Source organism: Burkholderia sp. 9775_39, from assembly GCF_015712225.1.
Taxonomy (GTDB): Bacteria; Pseudomonadota; Gammaproteobacteria; order Burkholderiales; family Burkholderiaceae; genus Burkholderia; species Burkholderia cenocepacia.
In genome coordinates, this window is the sequence record NZ_JACCQC010000055.1 from 1 (window position 1) to 18,111 (window position 18,111).

At 57.4% G+C, this 18,111-nt stretch carries 15 protein-coding genes and 1 pseudogene; 15 read left to right on the plus strand and 1 reads right to left on the minus strand.

Annotated elements, in window-relative coordinates:
• The coding region (locus H0X90_RS35935) for a hypothetical protein (RefSeq protein ID WP_230877755.1) at positions 1 to 1,156 on the minus strand (1,156 nt) is incomplete at its 3' end.
• Between H0X90_RS35935 and H0X90_RS35940 the strand changes: the two genes are divergently transcribed.
• The 15 genes and pseudogenes from H0X90_RS35940 to H0X90_RS34985 form a co-directional block, all read left to right on the plus strand.
• Positions 1,137 to 2,090, plus strand: a complete 954-nt coding sequence (locus tag H0X90_RS35940) for a YadA-like family protein (RefSeq protein WP_330165470.1) — start codon at positions 1,137 to 1,139, stop codon at positions 2,088 to 2,090. The two genes, H0X90_RS35935 and H0X90_RS35940, sit on opposite strands and share 20 nt — an antisense overlap.
• A gap of 172 nt (positions 2,091 to 2,262) precedes the next feature.
• Positions 2,263 to 3,399 carry a DUF2827 domain-containing protein gene (locus H0X90_RS34920; protein ID WP_046429265.1) on the plus strand — a complete coding sequence of 379 codons (1,137 nt, stop codon included), beginning with the start codon at positions 2,263 to 2,265 and terminating at the stop codon, positions 3,397 to 3,399.
• Positions 3,396 to 4,535 (plus strand): DUF2827 domain-containing protein, encoded by a 1,140-nt coding sequence (locus H0X90_RS34925; RefSeq protein ID WP_046429264.1) that lies wholly within the window; start codon positions 3,396 to 3,398, stop codon positions 4,533 to 4,535. The genes H0X90_RS34920 and H0X90_RS34925 overlap by 4 nt, the downstream gene beginning before the upstream one ends.
• Positions 4,532 to 5,095 (plus strand): hypothetical protein, encoded by a 564-nt coding sequence (locus H0X90_RS34930; RefSeq protein ID WP_196438412.1) that lies wholly within the window; start codon positions 4,532 to 4,534, stop codon positions 5,093 to 5,095. The genes H0X90_RS34925 and H0X90_RS34930 overlap by 4 nt, the downstream gene beginning before the upstream one ends.
• A 74-nt stretch (positions 5,096 to 5,169) precedes the next feature.
• On the plus strand, positions 5,170 to 6,348 hold the full coding sequence (locus H0X90_RS34935) for a DUF2827 domain-containing protein (RefSeq protein WP_330165471.1): 1,179 nt from the start codon (positions 5,170 to 5,172) through the stop codon (positions 6,346 to 6,348).
• Between the two features lie 43 nt (positions 6,349 to 6,391).
• Positions 6,392 to 7,282 (plus strand): peptidyl-prolyl cis-trans isomerase, encoded by an 891-nt coding sequence (locus H0X90_RS34940; protein WP_196438413.1) that lies wholly within the window; start codon positions 6,392 to 6,394, stop codon positions 7,280 to 7,282.
• Between the two features lie 364 nt (positions 7,283 to 7,646).
• Complete coding sequence (locus H0X90_RS34945) at positions 7,647 to 9,119, plus strand: hypothetical protein (protein WP_196438414.1); 1,473 nt, start codon at positions 7,647 to 7,649, stop codon at positions 9,117 to 9,119.
• Complete coding sequence (locus tag H0X90_RS34950) at positions 9,116 to 9,925, plus strand: response regulator transcription factor (protein ID WP_196438415.1); 810 nt, start codon at positions 9,116 to 9,118, stop codon at positions 9,923 to 9,925. Before H0X90_RS34945 ends, H0X90_RS34950 begins: the two co-directional genes overlap by 4 nt.
• 535 nt (positions 9,926 to 10,460) lie before the next feature.
• Entirely contained in the window at positions 10,461 to 12,059 is a 1,599-nt protein-coding gene (locus tag H0X90_RS36355; RefSeq protein WP_369123922.1) for a YadA family autotransporter adhesin, read from the plus strand.
• A gap of 856 nt (positions 12,060 to 12,915) precedes the next feature.
• The gene (locus H0X90_RS34960) at positions 12,916 to 13,638 is read left to right on the plus strand and encodes a DUF2968 domain-containing protein (RefSeq protein WP_196438417.1); all 723 of its coding nucleotides are present in this window, start codon (positions 12,916 to 12,918) and stop codon (positions 13,636 to 13,638) included.
• Between the two features lie 54 nt (positions 13,639 to 13,692).
• The gene (locus tag H0X90_RS34965; protein WP_196438418.1) at positions 13,693 to 14,373 is read left to right on the plus strand and encodes a hypothetical protein; all 681 of its coding nucleotides are present in this window, start codon (positions 13,693 to 13,695) and stop codon (positions 14,371 to 14,373) included.
• A 55-nt stretch (positions 14,374 to 14,428) separates the two neighbouring features.
• Positions 14,429 to 15,754, plus strand: a complete 1,326-nt coding sequence (locus H0X90_RS34970; protein WP_196438419.1) for a hypothetical protein — start codon at positions 14,429 to 14,431, stop codon at positions 15,752 to 15,754.
• Entirely contained in the window at positions 15,751 to 17,070 is a 1,320-nt protein-coding gene (locus tag H0X90_RS34975) for a galactosyl transferase GMA12/MNN10 domain protein (protein ID WP_196438420.1), read from the plus strand. Before H0X90_RS34970 ends, H0X90_RS34975 begins: the two co-directional genes overlap by 4 nt.
• 294 nt (positions 17,071 to 17,364) lie before the next feature.
• A complete protein-coding gene (locus tag H0X90_RS34980; RefSeq protein WP_196438421.1) occupies positions 17,365 to 17,685 on the plus strand; it encodes a hypothetical protein in 321 nt (106 codons plus the stop codon).
• A pseudogene (locus H0X90_RS34985) lies at positions 17,654 to 18,111 on the plus strand (biotin/lipoyl-binding protein); the annotation flags it as partial. The gene H0X90_RS34980 and the pseudogene H0X90_RS34985, both read left to right, overlap by 32 nt.

Here is an 18,111-nt window from a genome sequence, read left to right on the forward strand (position 1 = left end):
TGTCGAGCGGCTTGAGCACGACGAACAGCAACGTGACTTCGCTGTCGGGCGTGGTGTCGACCAACACGAGCAATATCGCGTCGCTGTCGACGGGTGTGAGCTCGCTGTCGTCGGGTCTGAGCACGACAAACAGCAACGTGGCGTCGCTGTCCTCGTCGACTTCGAGCGGCCTGAGCACGGCCAACAGCAACATTGGTTCGCTGTCGAGCGGCTTGAGCACGACGAACAGCAACGTGGCATCGCTGTCCTCGTCGACTTCGAGCGGCCTGAGCACGGCCAACAGCAACATTGGCTCGCTGTCGAGCGGCTTGAGCACGACGAACAGCAACGTGACTTCGCTGTCGGGCGTGGTGTCGACCAACACGAGCAATATCGCGTCGCTGTCGACGGGTGTGAGCTCGCTGTCGTCGGGTCTGAGCACGACAAACAGCAACGTGGCGTCGCTGTCCTCGTCGACTTCGAGCGGCCTGAGCACGGCCAACAGCAACATTGGTTCGCTGTCGAGCGGCTTGAGCACGACGAACAGCAACGTGGCATCGCTGTCCTCGTCGACTTCGAGCGGCCTGAGCACGGCCAACAGCAACATTGGCTCGCTGTCGAGCGGCTTGAGCACGACAAACAGCAATGTGACTTCGCTGTCGGGCGTGGTCTCGACCAACACGAGCAACATCGCGTCGCTGTCAACGGGTGCAAGCTCGCTGTCGATCGGCCTGAGCACAACCAACAGCAACGTGGCATCGCTGTCCTCGTCGACCTCGACTGGCATCGGTTCGTTGTCGTCAGGCCTGAGTTCCACCAACAGCAACGTGGCGTCGCTCTCGAGCGTGATCTCGACCAGTACCAGCGGCATCGCATCGCTGTCGGGCCTGGTGTCGACCAACACGAGCAGCATCGGCTCGCTGTCGACAGGCTTCACCTCGCTGTCCTCGGGCTTGAGCAGCACAACAAGCGCGGTGACATCGCTGTCGACGACGGTCAGCGGCATGTCGGGCAGCATCTCGACGAACACGAGCAGCATTGCCTCGCTGTCGAGTGGCCTGACGTCGACGATCAGCAGTGTGAGCTCGCTGTCCGGCACGGTCTCGCTTGGCTTCTCATCGGTGTCCTCGGGCCTGTCGAGCGTGACGAGCTCGGTGGTGTCGCTGTCGACCAACATGAGCGGAGCGGTTTCGACGGCGGTCTCGACCGGCCTGAACAACCTGGCGAACTCGGTCGGTTCGTTGGCCTCGCAGGCCAATGCGGCGTCGAACCAGGGCGCGACGGCCGGCGTGGCAGTGATCGGCGGAGGGACGAACGGTCAGGTGCTGACGCAAGGTGCAACGTTCGACAACACGTCGACCGGGACGGTCACCGTGGCCGGCATGACGATCGCAAACGGTCTGGACACGACGGCCACGGGTCTGGGCGCGATGGCGGGTACGAAGAGTACCGCGGCCAACGGCGCCACGGCCTACGGTGCGTACGCACAGGCACAGAGCGATAACACGACGGCAGTGGGCTTCCGCTCGATTGCGAACAACGCAGGCTCGATCGCAATCGGCTACCAGGCCCAGGCAATTGCCGATCCGACGACGGCAGTGGGTTCGAACTCGCTGGCTTCGGGCAACAACGCATCGGTGTTCGGCGCGAGTGCGACGGCCACGCAGACGAACTCGCTTGCACTGGGGGCGTATGCGACGGCGGCGGCGGCCAACTCGGTGGCGTTGGGTAATGGCTCGATTGCCACGGAGGCGAACACGGTGTCGGTGGGTTCGGCGGGTAGCGAACGTCGGATTACCAACGTTGCCCCGGGTATTAACCCGACGGATGCCGTGAACGTATCGCAACTGGGTTCGGTGCAGTCGTCCGTGAACCAGACGGCGCGAAAGGCCTATGCCGGTATTGCGGGCGCTACAGCGCTCACGATGATTCCTGATGTTGATCCGGGGTCGGTATTCGCGATGGGCATCGGCACGGCGGGTTACCAGGGCTATCAGGCCATGGCGATCGGCTTCAGTGCGCGGATGGCGAAGAACATCAAGATCAAGGGCGGGGTTGGCGTGTCGGCTGCTGGCTCAACCTACGGTGTTGGTGTGTCGTACCAGTGGTGATGAGGCGGTAGGGCTGGCCGGGTGCCGCTTGGCACTCGGCCAGCAAGGGGCTTGCCTGTCATCAGTAAGGGCGAGCAGGCCCCCAACTGCCCAAGAAAGGGCGGAATGACTAAGACGCGACACTGGCCGGCGAGGCGAGTGAGGGAACGGACCACGAGAAAGGGACGAGGACATGAGAGTAGGCATATCGGTATTGACGCATGAGGGGCAAAGCGTATGGGAGAACGGGCTGGGGCAGAACGTACTGTTCCTGGCGCAGTTGCTGGAGCGGCTGCCGTTCGTCAAGGAAGTGTTGTTGCTGGACTGCGGAGATCAGGAAAGCTATCCGGAAGAGATGCGGGTGGCACAGCGTTTCAGATTGGTGAAGCCGCGTGATGCGACGGAGATGGTCGATGTCGTGATCGAGATGGCCGGGGGGCTGAGCGTCGAGTGGCTGGATTACGTGCGAGCACGAGGGGTGAAAGTGGTATTTCACTGCTGCGGTCAGCCGTACGTTGGGTTGGTGGAGCCGGTGGTGTTTTCTCGAGGAGGGTATTCGGCTCGCGCGAACCGGTGTGACGAGATCTGGGTTTTGTCGAAGGATCGTGGGCTGAGCAGCATGATGGCGGCGCTGCATCGGTGTCCGGTCTATGTTGCCCCATTTATCTGGAAGCCCGACTTCATTGAAGGCAGGCGAGCCGTGCTGGAGGCCAGCGGGATTGAATTCGGCTATCGAAAGCCGGAGGAAGGGGCGATTCGGCAGCCGTTGTCGGTGGCGATCTTCGAGCCGAATATCTCGGTCGTGAAGTGCTGTGCGATTCCGATGCTGATTTGCGAGCAGGTGTACCGGGCGGACCCTGACGCAATCACGGCGATGCACGTGCTCAACAGCCAGCATATGGCCGAGCATCCGACCTTCAATTATCTGGCGAACTCGCTGGATATTACCAAGGCAGGCCGAGCGTGCTTCCCGGGGCGCCACGATTTTCCCGGGTATATGGGCCAGAACGCGAATGCGGTGGTGAGCCACCAGTGGAATAACGAACAGAACATCGTGTACCTGGACGCGTTGTATGGAGGGTATCCGTTGATCCACAACTCGGCGTGGCTTGGGACGGACGCAGGTTATTTTTACCCGGAATTTGATGCGTCTGCAGGCGCAGATCGTCTGCTGTGGGCCGCATATCACCACCATGAAAACCTCGACGCCTACCGTCAGCAGGCGCATCGATTTATCGAGCGACTGGCGCCGGATGCACAAGCCAACCTCGAAGTGTATGCGCAGTTGCTGCTGCGCTTGACGAGCCGAACCCAGGAGCGTGTGGCATGACTCAACGACGACTGAAGGTGGGCGTCACCCTGTTTGTGCGCCAAGGACAGCAGTCGCTGTGGGAAAACGGGATTTTCCAGAACTGCTTCTTTCTGATCAACTTGCTGAAGTGCTCGCCCGCGATTGAGGCGGCTTACCTGGTCAACGGTGGCGAAGGCGACCCTCGTGAAGCGGGCGACTTTCTGTCGCTTGCGCCGGCGCCTGTGATCGATCTGGACACGGCGATGCGCGAACTCGATGTGGTGATCGAGTTGAGCGCACAGCTCAATCCGGATTGGGGGCGTGCGTTTCGTTCGCGCGGGGGGCGAATTGTGGGCATGCGCGTGGCAAACGACTATGCCATTGACATCGAGCGCATGATGTTCAGCAAGCCGCACGGAATGCTGGCCTCCGGCGTGCCTTACGACGTGATCTGGACGTTGCCGGCATTTGCCCGCACCTGTTCGAGCTACTACGAGATCGTTCAACGCGGGCGCGTGAAGGTCATGCAGCACCTGTGGAGCCCGGCGATCCTCGAGCGCACGATTCAGTCGATGCCGGGGCAGAAGCCGTTCGGATATGAGCCGGGCAAACAGGCCTGGCGCCTGGCGGTCCTCGAGCCGAACCTGTGCATGGTCAAGACCAGTTTTATCCCGATGCTGGTGGCAGATGTCGCGCATCGCCAGGATCCGGGCATGATCCGCAACCTGATGGTCTTCAATACGTCGAATTTTACGTCAAACCAAGAATTCGTCTCGTTCTGTCACAACCTGAATCTGGTGAAACACGGGCTGGCGACTTTCGAGGGCCGCTATCCGGTGTATCAGATCATGACCGAACACGCCGACGCGATTGTGTCCCATCACTGGGAGAACGGACAAAACTACGTCTATTACGAAGCGCTCTATGGCGGCTATCCGCTGATTCACAACTCTGACTTGATCGGCTCGTGTGGCTATCGGTATCACGATTTCGACTGCCACGACGGAGCGATCGCGTTGAGACGGGCGTTCGCGGAGCACGATTTGCGGCTGGACGAGTATCGACGTGATGCAAAGGCACTGCTGCGCAAGCTGGATCCTGAGTCGGAAGAGAACGTAGCGGCGTATACGGCGGCGCTGCTGGAGCTCAATCCATGCCGAACGGAGTATGCGTGAAGCGCACGACTATGGGTGGCACGATGCGCTCCTTCGGGCTGGTGTTTGCACTGCTAACGGTGGCGGCACGCGCGCAGCTGGTACCGCCACCGCCGGCACAAACGCCGAATCTGCTTGCGCAGGCGGCGCAGCAGTTGAACATCCGGCGCTGCGGATCGGCGATTTCGCAAGTTGCAGCGCGAGCGGTAGCTGGCACGCGCAAGCACGACATTCTGGTCGACTGGGATCGCGCGAATCCGGATGGAGGGGCTTTTTTTTCGGTGATGGGACTGGAATATGACAGTGTGTCCGCGCTGCTATCCCTGACCACCGTGCCGAGTGCAGGCAACCGGTGTGCATTGCTGGTGGAGCGAATTTCGAGTGCTCCGACCGCATGCAAGGACGTTGTACATAGCGAACTGAGCGGCTACAAGGCCACGCAATTGGTGCGGTCTGTCACGGTATATACGTCGGCGGCGCATGGAAGAGAGACCGTTACGTTGGTGGACACGCCTCCGTCATGCCTGATCTTCAGGCGTCAGGTCGACTATAACTGGCCTGCCGCGGCAGTCGGACAGTAGGGACTGAATCCGTCACCGAGAACGCGGTACTCGTTAAAAATTATCTAAAACGGGATGAGATAATCGTGGAAGAAATTCAGCAATCCAAAAAGAAATTGAACGGATCACGTTCAAAGAAGCGCGTTGAGCGCGGTCTGCATATCGGTATCACGATCGGGCTGCGCGAAGCGGGCGAGAGCATGTGGATAAACGGCATCAAGCAGAACGCGATCTATCTGGCCAAAATGTTCGCGCACTCGCCGCGTGCACATCGCGTGACCTTGGTAAATACAACGGATGTCAGCCTGGACGGCGCGTTGCCGTGGGATCGCGCGACGTTTCCAACCGAGTCGTTCGAGACGGTAAAGGACTCACTGGACGTGCTCATTGAGTTGGGTGGGCAGATCAGCGGCGACCAGACCGACTATTTGAAGCGCCGCGGTGCCCGTCTCGTGAGCTATTGCTGTGGCCCCGAGTATGTGCAGAACATGGAGTCGATGCTGTTCAGTCGAGGTGACGTCGGTCCGCTGTTCATCAACCCGCGGTATGACGAGGTGTGGGTCATCCCGCAGATTGTGGAGAGCAGCTGGCATTTTTTTGGGGCGCTGCGGCGGCGTCCGATGAGGGCAGTACCGTTCGTTTGGGATCCAATGTGTCTGGAGGCACGTTCGGCACATTTGCCCCATGCGGGGGAGTATCGCCCGCGTCACCAGCCTAAGCGGCTCGCCGTCATGGAGCCGAATATGGATGTGTTCAAGTTCTGCATGTATCCGATGCTGATTGCTGACAGTGCGTATCGCAAAGTTGGAGATGCGATCGATCGCCTGTACGTCACCAATTCAGACCATTTGGCCACACGTAGCCCGATGTTCATCAGCCTGGCGCAGACCCTGGATCTAGTGCGAGACAGCCGGGCGGCCTTTGCGGGTCGCTTTGACACCCCCGCGTTTCTGTCGGAGCACGCCGACATCGTGATTTCCCATCAGTGGGGACTGGCGCTCAACTACTTTTATTTCGACGTGTGCTGGCAGGGATTTGCTCTGGTTCACAACGCACATCTTTGCCGGGATTTGGGCTATTTCTACCCCGAAAACGATGTCGAGGCGGGTGCGACTCAGCTTGTTCGAGCGGTCGAACAATGCGATGTCGAGTGGGAAGCGTACCGCCGTCTGCAACGTGAAAATATCGATCGATTTTTGTCGACCAACACGAAGCTCATTGCGTCTTACGACGAATTGCTGGACCAATTGATGGCAACGCCGGCTGCGGCGTAACGAAGCATCAGGTGAAATTCTGGAAAGCGGGGATGAGATCAAAATGAATGTGTTCGAAATTTGTAGGGCGCACTGCTCGGTAGATAAGCGGCGCCTGCGTTGCGTGGGATGGGCGGCGGTCCTGCTGGCAAGTGTGGTCGGCTCGGCATTCGCTCAGCAGACGCCGAATTCTCGGGGCGAGGCTGCTCCAGGGGCGGCCGATGTAGCGAAGGTCAATGGTGTGGCGATCACCCAGGGCCAGATCGACGAGGTCATCAGGAGCATCCCGCAAGCCGATACACCGGCACTTCGAGAGTCGATCAAGACGCAGCTCATCAATCGCGAGCTTTTGCGCCAAGCGGCACAGAAGGCGGGCATCGAACCGAGCTCGGAGGCCGCACACATTGTTCAGGTCGCACAGGAAAACGCGCTGATTTCCGATTACTTGGCTCGGGAGGTTCCTGCTCCTGTTGTGACAGACGGTGCGGTGCGTGCTCGCTACGAAGAACGCTTCAAAGACTGGGGGCCAACAGACTATCGTGTGCGAATTATTTCGGTGGCAACCGCAGAGCAAGCCAAAGCTGTATTGAAACATCTTCGGGAGGGCCGCCCGTTCGATCTGGTGGCCACCCAATACAGCCTGGCGCCGAATGCGGCTCAAGGGGGACTGTGGCCGTGGACAAACTTGCCTGAGCCGCTTGAAAAGGGCGCCACCCGCGGCATGCCATGGTCGATTGCAAGCATGCTGCCACGAATGAGGATTGGGCAAGTATCAGCGCCTATTGTGGTCGACAAGAATCTTATTGTTGTGCGGCTAGAAGATAAACGAGAGAGTAACCGACCACCTTTCGCACAGCTCGAGCAAAGTATTCGTCAGGAAATGGCCAACGAATCTCGACAGCGCGGCGAGAAGGAACTGCTGGATGGTTTGCGCCAGCAAGCCAAAATTGACTAAGCAGGGGCACACCATGTTAGATCGTCACCCGATAGACCACTTCATGTCGAGCTTGATTGTCAGTACCGCGGTAGGCGGTTTGAGCTTGATGGTGGTGATGATGGTGGATAGTCGGTTTGGAATCCTGAAGGATGATGGACTTGGTGTGCGATGCATCATTGCTGCGATCACGGGTTGGCTCGTGACATGTCTGCGACTGCTGCTGTTGCGGACGGTATGGCGCCATCGGGAGCGAGTCTTGTTCGTGCAGAGCGACTTGAGTAGCGCAGTCTGGGGACGCCTGACGGGCGTCACGATAGGTGTTGCGCTAAGCGCTGCCTTAGTCGCGCAGTGGTACTAGTGCCATGAGAAATAGGTAACTTGGATGAGCAACATCGAGTTCGATTACGCGCAAGCGGATAGTCTGGTCCAACAGAGGCAATATGATGCGGCGCGAAAACTCTACATTCAAATCAGCGAGAAAAAGCCGTTTGATTTCGACGCCGCGCTGCAAGAGTTGCGTTGCTCAATGCATGTATGTGACTGGCGTCGGTACGATCATTTGCAACGGCTGATACAGGGTACGGTACGCTACATGAATGGGTGGGCTTGCGGAAGCACGCTCCTTGCGTCACCGTATTTCAATGCTGCGGATCTGCGTCTGTCGGCAGATCGCTATGCAGCAATGTGGCTTGGCAGGCGGCAGTCCGATGTGCCGGCAACGGCCCCCCGCTTGTCGGAGGGTAGAAGGACTATTCGCGTTGGCTTTCTCGGGAGGCAGTTCGACCAGAGGCCGCTTGCCGATTTTGCGACGAGCGTAGTGAGACGGCAACATGATGGAAGCGCGTTTGAATACATTATTTATGACATGGCCCCCGACTCTGCCATTCGTCAGGGAACGGAGAAACTGTTCGGGGCGTTCAATCGTTATGTCCCTGTCTCAGGCCTAGGGTGCGAAGAACTGGCTACTCGGCTGCGCAAGGACGGGCTGGATGTACTGGTTTTCATGCAAGGTCCGACCGATCCTCTGGTGGGCGTGCTGGCGCATAAACCGGCGCCTTGTGTGCTGGGTTTTCCGATCTATCCAGCCCCGCTGGGCGCTTTGGTCGATGGTCTGATCGTTGATCATGTGATCGTTCCGCCAGGACGAGAGGCAGATTATTCTGAAAAAATCTGGCGCGTGCCAGGGTGCTATCGTACCAAGCAATGGAAGCCTGTCACGTACAGGCGCGCGAGACGGGTTGATCATGGTTTGCCCGTGGCTGCATGTGTTCTGGCGTATTTTGGACCATCTCATAAGATCACGCCCGATCTGTTCGATCGCTGGTGTGCTGTCTTACGACGATTTCCGGGCTGTGTCCTTTGGCTGCTAGCTCGAGATCAAACTGTCACCCTCAACTTATCCAGAGAAGCGGCAATAAGGGGAGTGGGGCGGGAGCGCTTGATTTTCGCGACGCAGCTAAACGAGATAAACCATCGTCAGCGATGGTCGTGTGCAGATATTGCTTTGGATACCTATCCATATAATTCATTCTCAAATGTACATGACGCATTAAGCTCTGGTGTTGCTGTAGTCACGTGGGCCGGCGAGACGATGGCATCGCGTATTGGTGCATCTTTACTGAAGTCTGCCAATCTGGTTTCTGGTGTCGCAACCAGTGGAGACATGTATGAGTCGTGCCTGGAAGGGCTGATTTCAAATCCGACCGAGCGGCTGCGTATTCGAGCGCATCTCATAGGCGAACAGGGCGTGCTACGCAATGGCGAGGATGACACAAGAACGTCGCTTGAGGCGATCTGGACGCAAGTGTGTCAGAAGCGGGCTGCAGAGAATGGAAATAGAGAGAGACGATCATGATTCTGGTTATTAACCACGATCCGCAAGAAACCGAAGCGATCGTCCAGGCAGTCAATGCAGCCGGGCATGAGGCGACGGTGGTGAGCGACGGGCAGGCTTGGCTCACTGCACCCGAACATATAGAGGCGCACCTCATTGTTATTGGTCAACCGATTGATCGGTCTGCACTAGAGATGCTGAGCTGGGTGCGGGATCGGACAGTGGCCCACTTGCCGATTATGTATGTCACAAATGAAGCAAGGCGTGCGGAAATGGCCGTGGCGCTAAGAGCGGGTGCGGATGATGCGATTGTGATGCCATCCGACTCAGATGAGTTGGTTGCTCGATTAGAAGTGCTGCTCAGGCATGCATATCCCGCTCGTCGTAGTACGAGTATGAAAATCGAGGCGGGAATGTATCGAATCGATGTGCCAAATCGCTGGGTGTGGCTCAATAACACGCGAATTTCGTTGACTCCGCGCGAATTCGATCTGGCGGTCATGTTTTTTTCATACGTGGATCAATTGCTGACGCGTGAGGTACTTTTAGGACGTATCTGGGGGGGCGATCGTAGCGAGTTTACGTCGCACAGCCTGAGCAGTCACGTTTATAGATTGAAGCGCAAGATGCAAATTGAACCACGGCACGGATTCTATCTGAAGACTTACTATTCGGTCGGCTATCGACTGGAGACGGTTGTCTCATCAGATGCACGCGAGAGACATGTCGCGGCACCGATGACCGATCGGACCGTATCCTCCGGCCACTTCGACCACCAGGATGAGGTGTGGTCAAGTGGATCGCCAAGGCGAATGAAGGGGGACTAGGGCTGCGCTTCTGGAAGCATAAGTGAAACCTGAAAAGTAATATGTGAATCTAAAATAATTAAGCTTCAAAATATAAAGATACGGATAAAAGATCGGAATCATCTTGGTTGGCAGATTTGCCAACAATTAGACATGGGGTGATTCAATGAAAAAATGTATTGACTGGAAAGCGAAGAAAAATGAGGGAAAGCAAGGGGGTGCTCGAGTAGGTGCGAGGCGCCTTGCATCGCCTCGCCTGAGAGCAACCTATCTGGGAGTTGCAGCATACCTTGCCTTATTCGTACCTTATGCTCACGCTGGGAAGATCGTCAACTGCTCAGGCAGCACAGGTAACACCTATGCCAGTGATACGGTTTTAGGGAACGGGAGTTTTGGACCTCCTGTAGTAAGTTATTCAAATTGTAATAGTGGTGTGTATTTGAGTGATGAGTCTTCGACGGGTGCGGCTGTTTTTGTTGGGGATGTAGGCGGGATTAATGCGAATCAGATTGGATTGTCTGCCTCAGGTGGGGTATTGGTAAATGGCAACATCGATATGCTATCGCATACGATTACAGGCTTGACGCCCGGCACTCTGAGCAGTACCAGTACGGATGCCGTGAACGGGGCGCAGCTGTTTACGTTATCGACGTCAGTGTCAACGGCGACGAGCTCATTGTCGACCGGCATCAGCTCGCTTTCGTCATCAGCATCGACGGCCACGAGCTCGCTCTCGACAGGTATCAGCTCGCTGTCGACGTCAACATCCACGGCGGTGAGTTCGCTCTCGACTGGCGTCAGCTCGTTGTCGACGTCGACGTCCACGGCGGTGAGTTCGCTCTCGACCGGCATCAGCTCGTTGTCGACGTCGACGTCCACGGCAGTGAGTTCGCTCTCGACTGGTGTCAGCTCGTTGTCGACGTCGACGTCCACGGCGGTGAGTTCGCTCTCGACCGGCATCAGCTCGTTGTCGATGTCGACGTCCACGGCAGTGAGTTCACTCTCGACCGGCGTCAGCTCGTTGTCGACGTCGACGTCCACGGCAGTGAGTTCACTCTCGACCGGCGTCAGCTCGCTGTCGACATCGACATCCACGGCAGTGAGTTCGCTTTCGACCGGCGTTAGCTCATTGTCGACGTCAACCTCCACTTCAGTAAGCTCGCTCTCAACCGGCATTCGATCACTCTCTGCGTCGACTTCAAGTGGTCTGAGTACGGCGTTCAGTGGGATCGTGTCCCTGTCCACCGGCGTCAGTACGGTCAGTTCGCGAGTCGATTCGCTCTCAACCACACTCTCGCCGCTCGTTCGCCAGTCTGGAGCAGTGAATGCCCAGAACGGAACGGTATTGGGCACGGCGATCGGAGGTGGCGCAAATGGCTTTGTGCAAACGCAGGGAGCGACCAGAGATGCGACGACCGTCAGCGGAATTGATGCCACGGGCTGCACAGTGGCAAACGGTGTGGACACGACTGCGACCGGACTGTGTGCGAGTGCCGGCTCGGTGGCGGGAGTCAATGGAGCCCAGTCCAGCACAGTAGCAAATGGTGCGACCGCGTATGGTGCGTATGCTCAGGCTCAACAGGAGAATGCGACGGCCGTGGGATTTCGAGCTGTGGCCGCGTACAGCCAGTCATTCGCATCGGGCTACCAGGCGCAGGCGCTGGCTAGTTTCACAACGGCCGTGGGGGCCAATGCGCTTGCGTCCAGCACGAACGCTGTTGCGGTGGGGGCTGGCGCGTCAGCGACAGCGGCCAACTCAGTTGCCTTGGGTGCAAACTCGGTGGCCACCGATCCTAATACGGTGTCAGTGGGTTCGGCAGACAACCTGCGTCGAATCGTCAATGTCGCGGCCGGCGTTGCACCGACGGACGCGGTCAACGTCAGTCAGCTCGATGCCGTGCGTAGTTCTGTTTCGTCCTTGCAACGTGGGGCATACGGGGGGGTTGCTTCGGCGATGGCCATGCCGAGCTTGGTGCCCAGTGAGCCGGGTCGATCGATTTTGGCCGCGGGCGCGGCCACGTACGGCGGATATAGCGCCGTGGCCGCGGGCTTGACCTACAGAACAGGCAATGGCCACTGGTTGTTCAATTTGGCGGGGTCGGTAACGGGTGGTGGGATGGTGGGTGGACGGGTCCAGGCCGGGTATGAATTTTAGGCCTCGTATGTTTGCCGTCCAACCTGGGATGATGCGCTCGCGCGTGTGCGTGCGTAGCGCATCAGTCATGTCATGAGCGAGCGCAACGTGAAGAACGAGCGGATCGTGATGGGTCCGCCGATCAATCTTTATCGGCAACTCCCACCGTCAGCCGCTAGAGTTCATGTTCCTGAATCGGGAGCGGCGCGGGCCGACAGCGCTGCTGCACCGCCGGCCGAATCGAAATCCGAGCGTGTCGAGAAGGCGTCTGCGCTACCCGTCAGACGGATCAGGCGCATTCGGTATCCGCTTGGTTGGGTGCTTGGAGGGGTGATCGCAACCGGCGCCTCAATTGGCTGGTGGCTGCGTCCGCACGTTGTGCCGCCGACACACAACCTCCCGAGTGCCGCAAGTATTCAGGCGCATGCGCAGTCTGCTCAATCGCCTGTCGTACCAAGCTCGGCCGACCGTGCTACGACCGTATCACCCGACGTATCGGAGACCACACAGGCGAGCGTAAAGCCGCGGTATGTGGAGCGTGCGCCAGCTGAGTCACGGGAAATCAAGCAACCCGTGGTCAGGCGCTTGAGATCTTCGCCAACCCGTGCACTGCGTCAGTCGAGCCTGGAGGCAGCTCGCTTAAGGCCGCTTGGGCCAGCGCACCATCACGCTGACCGACTGGTGCAGAACACTCGTGCTCAAGATCATGGCAGTGCGCTGAGCGAGCGCGTAATGGCAAACACGCCCGAGGAGATCCCGATGCAGCCGGCACCAGTTCAACCGCAAGACTGGATGCGGTATCTGTCACATCGTCGAATCACCGACATCCCGGATCAGTTCACAAAATGAAGAACACGAATCGAGAGAGTAGCGTGCAATGAAATCAAGGTGGGTTGATCCAGTTCGAAGTGTACTGCTCAGCATCATGACGGTGGTGAGTCTTGCCGCTTATGGTCAGGTGGATGCGCCTGCCTCTGAAGAGGCAGCGCCGACATCGGACCAAGCTGCGCCGTCCGATGACGCGCGCGGGGAAGTGGGCACGCTGATCGGCTTGATTCAAGACAAGAAGGTCGATGAGCTTCGTACGGTCTACAACGCCGAGTACGGTGCCAGCGAGTTTTTTGATAGAGAGAACTTGGTCTACTTCGTTGCCTTGTTCCAGTTCAAGCGATTCTGGAAAGTGGTGCGTACCGATCGAGCCGGACTTGCCGACCAGCTGTTCAAACAGTTCGTCTCGCAGAGCGCGCAATTGGCGGAAGTCGAACGCAATCGCGTTTTAGCTCAGGCGTGGCGGGACCGATACGACAGGGAGGTTGCTTCAGCCAAGCGGCAAGTCGAGGCGATGCAGGCGGATCTGAGTATCGAGCGCGCACAAAGCGCGCAAGTGGATGCACGCCAGGCGCAGGTGCGCCAGGGTGTTCTTTCGCTGCAGTCCGAGCAGGCGCAGGCGCGAGAGCAACTGAGCAAGCTCAGGGCGCAGGAGCGCCGCCTGCAACAGGCATTACAAGGAGATTTGACGGGAACCAGCGTGGAAATGAACGTACGCAAGGCTGGGCGTGCGGATCGCAGAAAGCCCGTGGGGGAGAACGGGCATGAGTAATATTCTTGCTGGCCCCTCGATGCAGCCTCCTATCAGGTGCTCGAGTCTGCAATCATGGCCTTCGATCGGGACGCAGCAATGCTGCTAAGTGCCCATACCGACACATCGCCATCGACGCTCGAAATGTTGATGCGAGAAGCATTGTCGAAATACTATCGAAAGATTCTCTACTTGGCACGCACGCTGTATGGCCTTGACAAGCTCGATCACGTGCTTTCATCATCATATTCAAATATTCTGCTGTCCTATGGAGTTGCAAGCAGAATTCAGACAATGGAAAAACTCAAACGCGTCGAAGCGATGGGGGCGGAAATTCATGCGCAGTTGTTTCATAAAGACTGCATCGGCGTCATTGATTACGACCTATTAGCATCGTCTGCTTCGAGATCGGTTCAGTGCACGGTAACGTACGTTGCAACCGCGATCTTGTTCAGCGTAATGAGGCGCTATCAGCAACATATCGGGACGACGAAGAGGCAGCTTATGTGCATTCTTCAAGTGCCAGCATCAGCGCGTTGGCCGGCTGAATCCGACGAAATCACTCGGCGAGGGACGGGCCAGCAGTCGATGGGCTTGCTGCAGGATGTCGAACAAGCAGCAAAGAAGGCCATCGCGAGGCCGCTTTGGACACGACTTCGTCTGCGTCATCAGAGACTCAACTGTGTCGTGGCCGTGGCGTTGGGAATCGTTGTTGTATTCAGCGTGATGCGGGCGCAACAATGGATCAATTATTGACAGAGGAATCGTGCAAATTGCACGCCCCCGGTGAACCAGGATAGGGACGCTTCCCGTGTCTGATAAGCAAAATGACTCTTCTATGAATACGGTGCCTCATGCAGCAAGGATCGTCGTTGTCGCGATAGATGACAACGATCAGGCATGGTACGAAATGCTCATCCCGTTTGTATTGTCGATTCGGGCAGCCGGATATCGCGACCGCCTTGGTGTCATCGACTATGGACTATGTGCCGCCAAGCGGCGACTGCTTGAGGAACAGGAGATTTCCATCCATCCGAGTGCGCAGACAGGCCAACTCGCTTGTGACCGATTTGTCTCCGCTGCCAGAGTGATGGAGCAAGATCCTCGAATTGGCCAACTCGCGCTCTACGACGCAGATATATGGTTCACCGGTCAGCCGTTTGATTTGTTTGACCACGTGCAAGACAACGGGCGCGTACATGTCGCACCAGACCTGCACTATTGCGATTACGTGACCGGGCCGATCATCGGCTCCAATCGAGAGCGCCTGATTCAACAGTGCTCACACGAGGTCATTGAGCGCTATGGATTTCCATTGCAGGCCGGATTGATCGCTGGAAACCGCGCCGCGTGGATGGGGTTTTCTCACTTTGTTCGATCGTGTCTAAACAGGGTGGGACAGGACTTTCAGTCGATCTACGGTCTCGACACCACGATACTGCACCTCTGGGCTGCCGAACACGATGTGTGTCTGTTGGGGCAGGAACACAATTTTTTACCCAAGTGGGGATTGCGCGAACGTCAGGACTGGACAAGCGGCACAATCGTCTTCGAGCATCAGCAAAAAGCCGTTCGTGCCTTGCATATGACCGGCGACATTCGCTACATCAACCGTTGGCGCTACTTATCCCGCCACGCGGCAAGCGCGCTACAGAATGGCGGGGCGCTTAGCTTGACGCATCCGCACGAGGTAAAGTGGAACTCCTGTCCGTTAGCTGGCGAGGCCAGCGTGCTGCTTCGCCCGCTCGGACTGGAGATCGATGGGAGTACGACATTTGAGCCAGATCGATGGCCGTATGTCAGCAGCAGCGGTGGGCAGCAGGTTGTCTCGATTCACGCGTGCGGCAGCACACATGTGAAATTGCGCATCACCGATGCGGGCATGTCCTTAAAACTGCGGGCCACGCATCTTGCGGATGAGCCGTCGTGTCTCGAAGTCGAGATTTCGAGGAACGGCGAGGTGGTCTATACATCCGGCTTACCCGTTACCCTCCAGATCGGAACCGAGGTCGGCGACACAATCGGTCTACGCTCGCGCTGCCTGCCGGGGCAGGTAGCCCATGCTCGATGGCAAGTGTCGGTGTCAGGCCGGCGCACAACAGCATTGCCCCACGATGATTCCGACAAACAGACATGATCATTCTTAGCCACTTTCGACAAGACGCTCCAGCCAGTTTGGCCAATCATCGTCGTTATGCCAATCGATTCGGCTACGCGCATCGATATGTCGATGCCTCGCTGATGTCGCCGCTACATGCATTTCGCGTGTTGCATCGCTATGAGGTGTTGCTGCATATCTTGCGCGAGGCGCCTGACGGAGAAATCGTGCTCCTGTTAAGCGAGGATGCCGTCATCCTGGGTCAAGACGTGCGCGCGGAAGTGTTCATGCAGGAGCGCGATATCTTGCTCGTGCAAACGGCCGCTCATGGATTGCCACAGGTCGATGTGCAGTTTTGGCGCAATACTCACGCGGTACGACAAGCGGTGTTGCATATCGTCAAACGATGCAGGGCGGGTGGGGAACGACCGCCACCCGCAGAAGCTGAACTCTTCACCGGTCTGGATATCCACCACTATATGACGCCGTTGGCCGATATGTGTGTCGTGATGGGGGGAGGCTACAACTACGACCCACAGTGGGCAAGAGTCCCGACATTCGCACTCAGTCTGGACGACCAACTCGAACAGCCCGAGCAGAAAGGGGTGGTAGGACGCTTTCGGAACGTGCTGGTTGAGCATATCAATCAGTGTCAAGCGGCCGATCTACCGTACCTACGGTTTCCGCAATACGAGCGCGCCGAACCCGAGTCCGAGCGTGTGACCTATAACCCCGGTCATGCCATCGCGATCGTCACCCTGTTCACGCCAAATGTAAGCATGTATGCCCGAATAGCGGAGCGCAATTTCTGTCGCTATGCCGACAGGCATGGCTACACGCTATACATTCATCGCGATTTGCCGCGGGAGATCGGCCTGCAAGCCAGCGCAAACTGGTACAAGCCGTGGTTGTTGCACGGCTATTTGAAGCACCATGATTGGGTGATTTGGCTCGATGCCGACGTGCTGATCGCAGATCAGCAACGAGCGCTCGAATCGCTGCTGCGCGGGCGAGAACTGCTGCTTGCGCACGATGTTGGGCAGTGGGAGTTTAACGCAGGGGTGATGGGGTTCAAGAATACGCCGCGCAATGAGGCCGCACTGTGCGACATCATGAAGGTCATCGAAGCGATGGAAGATCGCTCAACGGTGTATTCGGGCAATGGAGATCAGTATCAGTTCATTCGTGGACTGCAGCGGGCGGGCGCTTTGACGGACGATACCGTTCTGGACCTGGTCGACGTCAATACACCATGGATGTTCCGCAGTCCAGGGAATTTCATCGTGCACTACTTTGGGATGTGGTATGACTTGCGGGCGTTGATGATGGCGTATGACGACGCACACCCAATGTGAAAAAAACGCAGCCATAAGGCTGCGCACTAAACCCATGAAACGGATGATCGGAGTGTGCTGTTTCACCTCGGTGGTGAGACAGCACGGCAAGCGTAGCAAGTACAGCAGCAAGAGCCAATGGGTCTGACTGTAATTAACGATTCGGCGATATTTGTTCATAATTGCGAGACGCACCAATTTGCGAAATCAATTGATATTCCGTAGATTACCATCCATGAAACATGGTAGTTTGCGTCGGCGCGAAATGTAAAATAACAAGTGATATCCGGGCACAAGTCCCGGCGAGGGTCTGATATGAACATCAAAAAGGTAATTGGTATCGGAGGGTTGATTTTAGGAGCATTTTTTGTAGGAAATGAAGCTTTGGCCGATGAGCTGGGTTACGGTCAGTGCCTGACGAGATATCTTGGGCAAACGAGAAGCAAGGTGGCCGTGGAGTCTATTTATGATGCGTGCGACAAGCTGCATCGAAGTGATTCGGTTCAATTTAATTGGAGGGGGAAGTACTATCAGTGTGCCGCCAGCAATTTGAGAGGGGTAGGGCGTGACTATGCAGTAGCAAAGATAAAGGAGATCTGCCTCGATAAAGGCCGGACGGAAAATTCTGGTCGTTAGTATTGGTGGCTGGTATTTGTTTGCACCTGAACGTCATCCTCAACTTCTTTCCGCAACCGTTATGCGCAGCGATCTCGAGAACGCGGTGCTGGCAACCGGCGCGCTGCAGGCATTCAAGCAGGTCGACGTCGGCGCGCAGGTGTCGGGGCAGCTGAAATCGCGGAAGGTCAGGCTCGGCGACAAGGTCACGAAGGGTCAGTGGCTCGCCGAGATCGATCCCGTGATTTCCGAAAACGCGCTGCGCCAAGCGCGCCAGCGAAGAAAGCCTGCGCGCGCAGCAGCAATCGACCGCCGCGCAACTCACGCAGGCGGAACTCGCGTTCAAGCGCCAGCAGGCAATGCTGCCCGACGATGCAACCTCGCGCGAATCGTTCGAGGCCGCCCGCGTGACGCTCGACGTGCAACGCGCGACCCTCGCATCGCTGG